The organism is Pseudomonas sp. SMN11 (assembly GCF_052041945.1).
GTDB lineage: Bacteria > Pseudomonadota > Gammaproteobacteria > Pseudomonadales > Pseudomonadaceae > Aquipseudomonas.
The window spans coordinates 48,522-61,241 of sequence record NZ_JBKGGW010000006.1; the positions used below are offsets into that span (position 1 = coordinate 48,522).

General features: G+C 61.2%; 10 protein-coding genes. 1 reads left to right on the plus strand and 9 read right to left on the minus strand.

The genetic code is table 11. The features are described 5' to 3' along the window. Positions 1 to 41: 41 nt before the first annotated feature. The 9 genes from ACLEJU_RS08250 to ACLEJU_RS08290 form a co-directional block, all read right to left on the minus strand. The gene (locus tag ACLEJU_RS08250; RefSeq protein ID WP_435421797.1) at positions 42 to 941 is read right to left on the minus strand and encodes a response regulator; all 900 of its coding nucleotides are present in this window, start codon (positions 939 to 941) and stop codon (positions 42 to 44) included. A gap of 164 nt (positions 942 to 1,105) precedes the next feature. Then, positions 1,106 to 1,873, minus strand: a complete 768-nt coding sequence (gene phoU, locus ACLEJU_RS08255) for a phosphate signaling complex protein PhoU (RefSeq protein WP_159412738.1) — start codon at positions 1,871 to 1,873, stop codon at positions 1,106 to 1,108. A 65-nt stretch (positions 1,874 to 1,938) separates the two neighbouring features. Beyond that, entirely contained in the window at positions 1,939 to 2,772 is an 834-nt protein-coding gene (gene pstB, locus ACLEJU_RS08260) for a phosphate ABC transporter ATP-binding protein PstB (protein ID WP_110638940.1), read from the minus strand. Between the two features lie 73 nt (positions 2,773 to 2,845). Further along, a complete protein-coding gene (pstA, locus tag ACLEJU_RS08265; protein WP_435421798.1) occupies positions 2,846 to 4,516 on the minus strand; it encodes a phosphate ABC transporter permease PstA in 1,671 nt (556 codons plus the stop codon). 17 nt (positions 4,517 to 4,533) lie between these two features. Next, on the minus strand, positions 4,534 to 6,822 hold the full coding sequence (locus ACLEJU_RS08270) for an ABC transporter permease subunit (RefSeq protein WP_435421799.1): 2,289 nt from the start codon (positions 6,820 to 6,822) through the stop codon (positions 4,534 to 4,536). A gap of 140 nt (positions 6,823 to 6,962) precedes the next feature. Continuing rightward, positions 6,963 to 7,961, minus strand: a complete 999-nt coding sequence (locus ACLEJU_RS08275) for a phosphate ABC transporter substrate-binding protein PstS (RefSeq protein WP_435421800.1) — start codon at positions 7,959 to 7,961, stop codon at positions 6,963 to 6,965. Positions 7,962 to 8,112: 151 nt separating this feature from the next. Then, positions 8,113 to 9,612, minus strand: coding sequence for an S-type pyocin domain-containing protein (locus ACLEJU_RS08280; RefSeq protein WP_435421801.1), 1,500 nt, complete (start codon positions 9,610 to 9,612; stop codon positions 8,113 to 8,115). A gap of 53 nt (positions 9,613 to 9,665) precedes the next feature. Then, positions 9,666 to 10,178 (minus strand): DUF6392 family protein, encoded by a 513-nt coding sequence (locus ACLEJU_RS08285; protein WP_435421802.1) that lies wholly within the window; start codon positions 10,176 to 10,178, stop codon positions 9,666 to 9,668. Continuing rightward, the gene (locus ACLEJU_RS08290) at positions 10,175 to 12,415 is read right to left on the minus strand and encodes an S-type pyocin domain-containing protein (protein ID WP_435421803.1); all 2,241 of its coding nucleotides are present in this window, start codon (positions 12,413 to 12,415) and stop codon (positions 10,175 to 10,177) included. The genes ACLEJU_RS08285 and ACLEJU_RS08290 overlap by 4 nt, the downstream gene beginning before the upstream one ends. On the opposite strand from ACLEJU_RS08290, the gene ACLEJU_RS08295 reads away from it, so the two are divergent. Next, entirely contained in the window at positions 12,398 to 12,697 is a 300-nt protein-coding gene (locus ACLEJU_RS08295; protein WP_435421804.1) for a hypothetical protein, read from the plus strand. The two genes, ACLEJU_RS08290 and ACLEJU_RS08295, sit on opposite strands and share 18 nt — an antisense overlap. Positions 12,698 to 12,720 lie beyond the last annotated feature (23 nt).

Below are 12,720 nucleotides of genomic sequence, written 5' to 3' on the forward strand. Positions count from 1 at the left end.
TTCGCGACACAAGGCCGCTCCCACAGAAAGCGATCGCAGCGTCAAGCGCCGGGGGTGAAGTGCTTCTGCTGGGTACCACGGGCAATCAGGCGCGAAAGGTAGTCGAGCTTCTGCGCATCCTGGTCGACAAACTTGAAGGTCAGCTGCAGCCAGTCACTTTCGGGCTTGGGCTCCAGCGCCGCGATGGCGTGCAGATAGCCGTTCAGGCGCGCCACTTCGGCGTTCTCACCCTGCTCCAGGTCGAGCACTGCGCCCTCCAGCACCTGTGGCAGCGCTGCACTGCGACGTACCACCAGCAGCGCTTCCTTGAGGCTCAGCGCCTTGATCACGCAGGGCTGGGTGCCGCTGGACAGGCGCAACTGGCCCTGCCCCCGCCCGGCCTGGGCCGCAGCTGCGGCAGTCTGCGGCTTTGGCGCGTTGAGCAAAGGCTTGGTCGGCGCGGTAACAGGCGTCGTCGCCTTGGTCGCTTCAGGCTTACCACCGGTCAGTGCAGTCAGGGAGTCATTGGCGAACGCCGAATTCACTCGCGCAGGCGCACCGGAGATCAGGCTCTCCAGCTTGCCGATCTTGCTCAGGGCTTTCTTCACCTTGGTCAACAGCTGTTCGTTGGTGAACGGCTTGCCGACGAAGTCGGAGACGCCGGCCTGAATGGCCTGGATCACGTTCTCCTTGTCACCACGGCTGGTCACCATGATGAACTGCAGGTCCTTCATCTCGGGCTGCTGACGGCACCAGGTGAGCAGTTCCAGGCCAGACATCTCCGGCATCTCCCAGTCGCACAGCACCAGGTCGAACGCTTCCTTGCCCAGCATGGCCATGGCCTTGCGACCGTTGACCGCGTCTTCGATGACCATGCCCGGGAAGGCATTGCGCAGGCACTTCCTCACCAGGTCACGAATGAACGGCGCGTCATCCACGACCAGCACATTGACTTTACTCATCGATACTCCTCTTGAACCCGACTAGCCTACCGCGCAATGGTGGCCACTTGCCAACTCTAGGGTCACGCCGGGACTTCTTCGCATCGTTCGCGGGTGCCTGCTGATTGCTCTGCCACACACGAAAACGCCCGGCACAGGCCGGGCGTCGATGCTCGGGAGCAATCTTATTTATCGTCAGGTTTGCCCGGAACATTAGCGATTTCGGCGTCACCCGCAGTGCCTTCGACTTCTGCCTTCATGCGCTTGAGGCCCATGTGACGTACGTCGGTACCGCGCACCAGGTAGATCACCAGCTCCGAGATGTTGCGCGCGTGGTCGCCGATGCGCTCCAGCGAACGCAGCACCCAGATCACGCTGAGCACCCGCGAGATCGAGCGCGGATCTTCCATCATGTAGGTGACCAGTTCGCGCAGGGCGGTCTTGTACTCACGGTCGATGGTCTTGTCGTACTGAGCCACCGCCAGCGCAAGGTCGGCATCGAAGCGGGCAAAGGCATCAAGGGCGTCGCGCACCATGTTGCGCACCTGGTCGCCGATGTGGCGCACCTCGACATAGCCGCGCGGCGACTCGCCTTCCTCGCACAGCTGGATGGCGCGGCGGGCGATCTTGGTCGACTCGTCACCGATACGCTCAAGGTCGATCACCGACTTGGAGATGCTGATGATCAGGCGCAGGTCTGAGGCCGCCGGTTGGCGGCGGGCGAGGATGCGCAGGCATTCCTCGTCGATGTTGCGCTCCATCTGGTTGATCTGCTCGTCGACTTCACGCACCTGCTGGGCCAGACCCGAGTCGGCCTCGATCAGCGCGGTAACGGCATCGTTCACCTGCTTCTCGACCAGGCCACCCATGGCCAGCAAGTGGCTGCGCACCTCTTCAAGTTCGGCGTTGAACTGCTGGGAAATATGGTGCGTCAGGCTTTCTTTGTTGATCATGTGTTCGCTCCGCGAAGCAGCTGCAAGCTTCAAGTAGTTCGTATCGTTCCCAGGGCAAAGCGGCCTTAGCCGTAACGACCGGTAATGTAGTCTTCGGTCTGCTTCTTCGCCGGGTTGGTGAACAGGGTGTCGGTATCACCGAATTCGACCAGTTTGCCCATGTACATGAATGCGGTGTAGTCCGAAACACGGGCCGCCTGTTGCATGTTGTGGGTCACGATGACGATGGTGTACTTGGATTTCAGTTCGTAGATCAGCTCTTCGACCTTCAACGTCGAGATCGGGTCCAGCGCCGAGCACGGCTCGTCGAGGAGCAGTACTTCCGGCTCGACGGCGATGGTACGGGCGATCACCAGACGCTGCTGCTGGCCGCCGGACAGACCCAGGGCGGACTCGTGCAAGCGGTCCTTGACCTCATCCCACAGGGCGGCGCCCTTCAGTGCCCACTCCACGGCTTCATCGAGCACACGCTTCTTGTTGATGCCCTGGATACGCAGGCCGTAGACCACGTTCTCGTAAATGGTCTTGGGGAACGGGTTGGGCTTCTGGAACACCATGCCCACCCGGCGACGCAGCTCGGCCACGTCTTCGCCCTTGCGGTAGATGTTGTTGCCGTACAGGTTGATGGCGCCTTCCACGCGGCAGCCGTCGACCAGGTCGTTCATGCGGTTGAAGGTGCGCAGCAGGGTCGACTTGCCGCAGCCAGACGGGCCGATGAAGGCGGTCACACGCTGCTTGGGGATGTTCATCTGCACGTCGAACAGGGCTTGCTTGTCGCCGTAGAACAGGCTCAGGCCCGGCACTTCGATGGCCACGGTTTCTTCGGCGAGGCGCAGGCCCTGCTTGTCGCGACCCAGGGCAGACATGTCGATGCCGTGGGTGTGGGATTCGTTCTGCATGGTCAACTCCATACGCTTTCAATTCGTTTCAAAGGGCCGCCCGACTGGCAGGCGGCACGCTTGCAATTCAGGCTCAGCTGTCGAGCGCCTTGTACTTCTCGCGCAGGTAGTTACGGATCCACACTGCCGACAGGTTGAGGGTGGCGATCACCAGCACCAGCAGCAGCGCGGTGGCGTATACCAGCGGTCGCGCCGCTTCGACGTTCGGGCTCTGGAAGCCGACGTCGTAAATGTGGAAGCCCAGGTGCATGATCTTCTGGTCCAGGTGCAGATACGGGTAGTTACCGTCCAGCGGCAGCGATGGCGCCAGCTTCACCACACCCACCAGCATCAGCGGCGCCACTTCACCGGCGGCGCGGGCCACGGCGAGGATCATGCCGGTCATCATGGCCGGGCTGGCCATTGGCAGGACGATCTTCCACAGGGTTTCGGCCTTGGTCGCACCCAGGGCCAGGGAGCCTTCACGCACGGTCCGCGGAATCCGCGCCAGGCCCTCCTCGGTGGCCACGATCACCACCGGCACGGCCAGCAGCGCCAAGGTCAGCGACGCCCACAGCAAGCCCGGCGTACCCAGGGTCGGCGCCGGCAGCGCTTCGGGGAAGAACAGGCGGTCGATCGAGCCGCCCAGCACGTAGACGAAGAAGCCCAGGCCGAATACGCCGTAGACGATCGCCGGTACGCCGGCCAGGTTGTTCACCGCGATGCGAATGAGGCGGGTCACCGGGCCTTGCCTGGCGTATTCGCGAAGATAGACCGCAGCCAGCACGCCAAATGGCGTGACGATCATGGCCATGATCAGGGTCATCATCACGGTGCCGAAGATGGCCGGGAAGATACCACCCTCGGTGTTGGCTTCACGTGGGTCGTCGCTGAGGAATTCCCAGACCTTGGCGAAGTAGGTGCCCATCTTGCTGAAGCCGGACATGCCGTTCGGCTGGATGGCGTGCACCACCTTGCTCAGGTTGATTTCCACTTCACGGCCATTGCCGTCGCGGGCCACCAGGCTGTCGCGGGCGAAGGCCTGGTGCAAGCCCAGCAAGCGGTCCTCGATGGCCTTGTAGCGGCTATTCAGTTCGGCGCGCTCGGCGTCCATGTCGGCCTGGGCGGCGGCGTCCAGCTTGCCGTCCAGCTCCAGCTTGCGACCGTGCAGGCGCAGGCGCTCGAGGCCATGGTTGATGGCACCGATGTCTTTCTTTTCGAGGGTTTGCAGTTCGCTGTTGAGCTGGTTGGCGCGCTTGAGGCGGGCTTGCAGCTCGCCCCAGGCCGCCGGGCCTTGGGCAACCACGCGGCCCTCTTCCTTGACGCTGACCAGGTAGCCGTAGAAGTTGCCCCACTCGCGGCGCTCGAGGGCGATCAGGTCGGCCGGGCGCTGCTCGTCGACCAGCCAGTCGCCGACCACCCAGGTGAAGTCGTTGCCGTTGAGGTCGCGGTTACCCACCTTGACCAGCTCGCGGGTCATGAACTCCGGGCCGTCGTCCGGCACCGGCAAGCCGGCGCCCTTGAGCCGGGCACGCGGTACTTCTTCCTTCTGTACCACTTCGCCGATGACAATGTGGTCGGCCTGGCCCGGCACCTTGTAGGTGGCCTGGATCAAGTCGGCCGGCCAGAAGTGGCCCAGGCCGCGCACGGCGATCACCGCCAGCAGGCCGACGGTCATGATCACCGCCATGGCCACCGCGCCACCGCTGATCCAGACGCCTGGGGCGCCGCTCTTGAACCAGCCTTTGAGGGAATCCTTTTTCACGGATCGCTACCTTTCTATCAAAGCGACGAGTATTTCTTGCGCAGACGCTGGCGAATCAGCTCGGCCAAGGTGTTCATGACGAAGGTGAACATCAGCAGCACGAGAGCGGCGAGGAACAGCACGCGATAATGGCTGCCGCCGACTTCCGACTCAGGCATTTCCACCGCCACGTTGGCGGCCAAGGTGCGCATGCCTTCGAACAGGTTCAGTTCCATCACCGGGGTGTTGCCAGTGGCCATCAGCACGATCATGGTCTCGCCCACCGCACGGCCCATGCCGATCATCAGCGCCGAGAAGATGCCCGGGCTGGCGGTGAGGATGACCACGCGGGTCAGGGTCTGCCACGGCGTCGCACCCAGGGCCAGGGAGCCCAGGGTCAGGCTGCGCGGCACGCTGAACACGGCGTCTTCGGCGATCGAGTAGATGTTCGGGATGACCGCGAAGCCCATGGCGATACCCACCACCATGGCGTTGCGCTGGTCATAGCGCAGGCCGAGGGTGTGCTCGATCCACAAACGCATGTCACCGCCGAAGAACCAGCTTTCCAGGTACGGGCTGACAGCCAGGGCCATCCAGCCGATCGCCAGGATCACCGGGATCAGGATCGCCGCTTCCCAGCCATCCGGGATGCGCAGGCGGATCGACTCCGGCAGGCGGCTCCAGGCGAAGCCCGTCAGCAGAATGCCCAGCGGCATGATCAGGAACAGGCTGAACACGCCTGGCAAGTGGCCTTCCAGGTACGGCGCAAGGAACAGGCCGGCGAAGAAGCCAAGGATCACCGTCGGCATCGCTTCCATCAGTTCGATCACCGGCTTGACCTTGCGGCGCATGCCCGGGGCCATGAAGTAGGCGGTGTAGATGGCGGCGGCAATGGCCAGCGGGGCCGCCAGGATCATCGCGTAGAACGCGGCCTTGAGGGTACCGAAGGTCAGCGGCGACAGGCTCAGCTTGGGTTCGAAGTCAGTGTTCGAAGCGGTCGACTGCCAGACGTATTTAGGCTCGTCATAGTTTTCGTACCAGACCTTGCCCCACAGCGCGCTGAAGGAGATTTCCGGGTGCGGGTTGCGCAGGCTCAGCGGCAGCAGCTTGCCGCCTTCTTCGATGATGATGCGGTTGGCACGCGGCGACAGGGCCAGGATGCCTGCGCCTTCGGCAGCCTGCTCGACCAGCAGGGTGCGGTGCGCGGTGCTGTGGAACACGCCGAGCTTGCCGTCGGTGTCCAGGGCGATGAAGCCCTTGCGGCGCTCTTCGGCGTCGATCTGGACGATCGGTGCCTTGCCCAGCTGGAAGGTGCGGATCTGCTGGAAGCGCTGTTCGCCATCCGGGTCACGGGCCATGAACCACTGGGCCAGACCGCCCTTGGAGTCACCGATGATCAGCGAAATGCCGCCAACCAGCTGGGCGGTAGCGGTGACTTCAGTGTCGGCGCTTTCAGTCAGTTTGTAGCGGCCATTGAGGCTCTTGTCGCGCAGGCTGAAGACATCGGCGGTGGCGCGACCGTTGATCACGTACAACCACTGCTGACGCGGGTCTATGAAGATGTTCTTCACCGCTTCGGTCATCTGCGGCAATTCGATGCGGTTCTGCTCGGTACTGGTCTCACCGGTCAGCATGTTTTCAGTCCGCGACAGCTCGACCACTTGCAGGTGCGCACCGGTCGAACCGGCCAGCACCAGGGTTTCGCCGTTGACGTTGACACTCACGTGCTCCAGCGCACGGCCCTGCTCGTCGAGCACAAACGGCGCCTGGCCGTACGGGTAGTCGATGCCTGGAGTGATGGTCTTCTTGTTGTCCGGGTAGGTGATCTTGTAGGCGTGGTGGAACACCAGTGCCTGACCATTGGACAGACCGAGCACGATCAGCGGGCTACCCGGCTGGTCGGCGCTGATCGAAGTGACCTGGGTACCTGCCGGCACCGGCAGGTCGACACGCTTGAGCTCTTTACCGCCCTTGGTGTCGAAGAAAATGGCCTGACCCTTGTCCGAAACGCGCATGCCAACCAGGTTCTGCTCTTCAAGGGCGATCATCATTGGCTTGCCGGCATCCTGTTGCAGCCAGGTCGGCTCCAGGGCCTGCTTGCTGGTCAGCTCAGCGCCCTGGAACAATGGCAGCACCACATAAGCCAGGTAGAAGAAGATCAGCGTGATGGCTGCCAATACGGCAAGCCCGCCCACCAGTACATACCAGCGTGTCAGCCGGTCCTTGAGGGCGCGCATCCGGCGCTTGCGTTGCAACTCGGGCGTATTGAAGTCAATCCGCACGGGCGGTGAATTTGGGGTCATTGTGGAATTGGCCAGATCATTCATGCGCACACCCTAGCGGTCCCGTATGACAAAAACATGACAGTGTGTTGACGTGACAAAGCCCGCCGCGCAGGAACCCTGGCTTCGGACTCGGAAAAGCGTGGAAGAGGCCGGCCTTGGGGTTCCGGCCTCTTCTCAGTTACTTACTTCTTTGCAACATTGTCGCTGTGGGACAGGCCCAGGTCAGCCAGGGTCTTGTCGACCACTTTGGCCGGCAGCGGGATGTAGCCATCCTTCACCACGACCTGCTGGCCAGCTTGCGACAGCACCAGCTTGACGAACTCGGCTTCCAGCGGGGCCAGAGGCTTGTTCGGTGCCTTGTTGACGTACACGTACAGGAAGCGCGACAGCGGGTACGAGCCGTTCAGGGCGTTGGCTTCGTTATCCTCAATGAACTCGCCGCCTTCTTTCTTGGCCAGTGCCACGGTCTTGACGCTGGCAGTCTTGTAGCCGATGCCCGAGTAGCCAATGCCGTTCAGCGAGGAGCTGATCGACTGCACGACCGAAGCCGAGCCAGGTTGTTCGTTGACGCTAGGCTTGAAGTCGCCTTTGCACAGGGCTTCTTCCTTGAAGTAGCCGTAGGTGCCCGATACCGAGTTGCGGCCGAACAGCTGAACCGGCTTGTTGGCCAGGTCGCCGGTCACGCCCAGGTCACCCCAAGTCTTGACTTCGGCTTTGGCGCCGCACAGGCGGGTGGACGAGAAGATGGCATCAACCTGGGCCATGGTCAGGCCTTTGATCGGGTTGTCCTTGTGCACGAACACGGCCAGGGCGTCGACGGCGACCGGGATCGCGGTTGGCTTGTAGCCGTACTTCTGCTCGAAGGCCTGCAGCTCGACGTCCTTCATCTTGCGGCTCATCGGGCCGAGGTTGGCGGTGCCTTCGGTCAGCGCGGGTGGCGCAGTCGAGGAACCGGCAGCCTGAATCTGGATGTTTACGTTCGGATATTCCTTCTTGTAGGCCTCGGCCCACAGAGTCATCAGGTTCGCGAGGGTGTCGGAACCGACGCTGGAGAGGTTGCCCGATACACCGGTGGTCTTGGTGTAGGTCGGGATTGCAGGGTCGACAGCGGCTACCGCGTTGGCGGTCGCAACGCCAGCGGCGGCAAAGGTGAGGGCCGCCATCAAACGCTTCAGTTTCATGCCTTGCTCCTAGCAGGAATATTTGGGGTGTTGGATGGAACGGGGCCAAGTATCTGCAGGCCGCATGAATACGATATGACTCAATTGTGACAAATGGATGAAAGGCCATCACTCGAATTTTGAGCATGGCCTTCGCGGATGCGACTCCATGCTATAGCTCACGACGGTCTCTGAACGCGATATATACAGGTGGCAAGCCGGTGTCGGGCGGAAACACCACGACGTAGTCATCGAATTGCACCTGAGACAGATCGGCGAAGCGTTCGATCAGCGGCACCTTTGGCATGTGCAGGAAGCCAATGCTCGGTGGCTTTGCCTGGTCCCTGAGTACATAGGGCGCACGCTCCGTGTACCACAACACGGTCACAGGCGACTGCCCCTCGCTGGTAAAGGAAAACACCTGCCGCGTACCATCCCAGGCAGCCGGCCGTACGCGCACCCTCGAAGGGACGACAGCCCCCTGGGTGAGCGTCATGACCACATGGGAGTAACGGCTGAATGGCTTGACGCCCGTGCTGGTGAGAGAGCCAACGCCGCTAACCGTGGAGCACAAGCGTACGGGCAAATCCACCTCGGCCCTTTCTGCAGCCAGGGCTGCCCAGTCCAGATCCTCGCCGGTGAATAGCTCATCCAACGGCACCGTCATGGCAAAACGTGGGTCATCGCTTGGCGTACCCAGCACGAACTCGACAACATCCGCATAAGTGCCAGGATGCTCGCCTTGCACGGAGGTCGATTGCCACTCCAGTTCAGCTATTGCAGAACGGATACTTTTGGTCAGGTGATGCTGCTGTTGGGCCACTTCGCGGCTCAGGCCCTGCGCCGTCAGCAATGCCGGATGCAGGCCTGCCGCAGGTGCATGCGCCTGCAACGTCAGCGGCCCATGGCCTGGCCCGGTCAGCGTGGTTCTGGCCAGTTGGGCGATACGCGCCTCGAGGGTTTCGATCAGCGTCACCGCTCGGGCGTACAAGCCGGGATGGCGCGCCTGTACCGCCGCCAGCGCTGCCGCATGCCGCTGGCTGCCAGCGCTGATCTCCTGCAGCACCACGGCCTGAATCGGCGCGTTGAGGAATGAATTGGTGGCATCGCGCGCGGCGCCATCCCGTGCGAACTTGACCGACATCTGCAACCGCTCAAGCTGGTTTACTGCGCGCTTGGCCTGGTGCTGGGTGGTTTCCAGTGCACGCAACGTGGCTAGGCTGACAGCCAGTTGCTGCTCTGGCGTGTCGGCAATAGGGTCGGTGGCCAGTTGCTGCTCCAGTACGGCAAGTTGCTGCACTGACTGCTGTTCGGCGGAATGAACTTCTGCCACCAGTTTGCGCACTTTCTCCAGATTTAGGTTGGACGACTGACTGGCGCGCTGCTCGCGGGTCAGAGTCTGCCGAGGCGGTGGTGGCTGCAAAATCTGGCCCATGAAGGCCGGGCGGCCGTTTTGCTGGTGCCACGCCTTTACCGTTTGAACGACGTACGTAGGTGAGTTGACGTTGCCAGCTTCGTCAGCATCTGAATAGAACAAGAGATCGCTGCCAGCGGGATGGCCGACAATGCTGTTGAAGTGGGCGATCCACGCGTCATGCGAGGCCTTGTCGGCATTGTGATGCCATATAGCTTCGACAAAACCGAGAAAGGAATGCTCTTCGTACTGACCCAATTGAGACCTAAGCTCCATAATTATTACCTCATAATCTATGCACGATGAACTACTCACTCATCAGCTTGCTGTTGAAGTTCATTATTACTGCGGTCGTAGCCTGTTTTCTTCAGCGAAAACATCAGACCAGTCACATTCATGCCCACATCATATTCAAAGAGGACATATATATTTTCAAAACCAAAACTCGCAAGATCAAACTTGTCCCAGCCACCGCTTTCGCCTAAGGGCGATGGCATTTTATGGGGACCTTTCGACTCAATGGGCTCCCCTAAAATATTCAAGGTTACCTTACGACTTACACACATATCATAGGGCTCAGGGAGTCCTTGCTGATAGACAACTTTTGACGTCGCCGTCTCGGCCAGCGCAATCATCACCGATTCAAAATTTTGATCTTCTGCCCAAAAGCGCAGCTCCAAGCCTGGCATCAGCTCTCTATAAATAGATAAAGCACCGGGGTAAACCTCTATGAAATCGCCAGGAGGTATAACATCCCCGCTTACAAGCTCATCATGCGACTGACCAAGGCCCGTGAGATAAGCATTCAATCGCTTTGCATTCATTTGTAAAGTCCTATCTGCTGATGAAGAGCATGCAATTTCTGCCGAGCCTCTTCTATTTTAATTTCATCGAAACCATATTCAAGCAGCCCAGGCTTTAATGCATCCATGTTACTATCAACAGCCGCACGCAAGTCCGATGCATCTTTAAGTTGCCGCGCCACAGTATTTCTACCGCCATAGGTCTGACTAAACTTTCTGTGCACTTCTGCAGGAATCACTATGCTCGGAGCTGCTTCCAGTAAAGCTTTAAGCTCATGCGACCTCAATCCAGGCTTATTCTGGATCAAGAACCGTTCATAGGCTTTTCGTGAAACGATATGATCCACATCCATTCGATCATTGATGCTTCGGCGTCGTAGATCCTTGTACTCACCAACCTCAAGAGGCCTGGCTGGTTCGTAGTTGACCAGCCCTGGTTCGGGCAGATCTGTATCGCTGCCAAACCCAGGAATTATGGCCCCAGTTTCACTTGGATTTTCGCCCGGAAGTATTTCAAGACTTGGCCCCACGGGGTCGGTGGGCGCGCCTGGCAGGATGCCCGGTAGCGACGGCGCCTCCGGCAAACGCGTCGGGCCGAGCAGTTCTGCACCTGGGACCACTAGAGGTGTCCAGGTGCGCGTTGGCTGGCCTTGTACAACTGCCGGGTCAAAGGCCAGCGCCACACTGGAGGCAAACCAGGGCTGGAACGGCTGGACCACCGTCAGCACGCCCTGGGTATCGCTGGGCCTGTGGATACTCAGCTGGTCGAGGTTATAGAGGTCAGAGCCAACACCGGCGCCAGTTGCATGCCGCAGTTCGTACGACTGCCGCGCCCCGCTCCAACTCGCCTTCTGCGCGATGGGAGGAAAACCGCTGAGGATGCGTCGTTGGTTCAGTTCATCGAACTGCCCGAGCAACGCCTGCTCCGCTGCTATAGCCCGCCATACCGCACTTTCGAAAGCCGGCATACTGGTGAACTGGCGGCCGCGCAGCTGGTTGCCAACCTGTGCCGGCACTGCCACGCCAGCAGCGGCCGCATTGCCGGACCACCAGTTGCCAGCAACCGCCTGCCCTCTTCCGCTGACCACTCCAGTACCGGCTGGCGGCACCACGAAAGAGAAATACTGAGGGGGGTGGCCAGGAATACAGACAATGCAGTCGTCAAAGCGCAGGTCCACACCCGCACCTACTGGGACCACCTCCGGCGCAAGTGACAGCACTCTCCCCGTCGACCCAGCTTCTACTGGCACGGTATAACCACCGAGGACGATGGTCTTGCCAGTGGGTGTCTCAGCCTGGAGTTGGTAGGTTTCGGTCAGAGGATCGAAAACGGCATTTCTGACCCGTACCTCGGACGCGATCCCGGCGCCTGTCGACGCCACCGCGACACCACTGCCTCCCGGCAGGTGCTCGATCTTGATGCGACTCGAGAGACGGGCCGAACCACCAGCATTGGCGATAGCCTGAAGGTCCTGCCCAGCCTCAACGCCCAGCAGATCAGCACGTACCCCCAGCCCTTCGAGTCGTCGCCGACGCTGGTCGGCAGTCAACTCGCCATCGCCGAGCATCGGCGAATGCACCATGGCGGTAACCGCCAGGCTCACGGCCTGACCGGCACGGATCGCTGCAACCCTGAACACTTCCTTCGCCGCATTGGCGATGGCCTGCTGGATGGCAGTGGCCACTTCCAACGCAACCTGTGCGCCGCCCTGGGTGAGCAACACACCACCGGCCTGGGCTGCGGCCACCGGAGCCGTCAGCGTGGCGGCATCTTTCAGCCGTTGCAGGCGCCGATCTTCATCCGCCTGTTGCTTGTAACGAACCCGTGCTTCGCGCTGTTCAGCGTATTGGCGCTGCTCTTCCCAGCGTGCCTCCCTCTCCCTCCATAGCTGTTGCTGCGTAGCATGCTCGGCCAGCAATGCAGCCGAACGCTGCGACAACTGCCTGATGGCCTCTTCCAGCAACTGCGCTTCCTGGACTGCCAGATAGGCCGCTTCCCAATCGCGATGCAGTTGCTGCATATGCTCTGCGGTCGCCAGGCCTGACAGCCGCGCGGCATAGGCGTCCGCGCTTGCACCCGGGCCAGCGAAAGCAGCCGCTCGTGCCTGATACTCGGCCAGCGCGCCTTGCTTTGCCGCAATGAGCCCTTCTGTCTCGTTACGTGCCTTGGTGATCTGATAAAGCTGCCAGCGTTCGCTACCGTCATGTTCCGGGCGCTTGCGTGCTGCATCGATTTCGCCTTGAAGCGCCTGGGTCAACCCCTGAGCCTGGCCTGCGAAATGGGCGTCAAGCTGCACGCGCCGGCCTTCTCGTGCCTGGCTGTAGGCAGCCACTCGCTGTCGATGGGCGAGCGCTTGTGCTTCGGCGCTTGCAGCCGCAGCCGCGGCCTGGCGTGCTTGCTGTTCGGCCTGCGCCTTGGCCAGCGCAGCAGCGCGTGCTCTCGCCCGCTTTTTTCGGCGACGTCGGCTGGAACCGCCAAAGCCACCACCGAAGCCACCGCCACCACCAATGCTGAAGAAGCCACCCCCGCCAGCGCTTGAACCGGAAGAGCCTGGGGTGATGA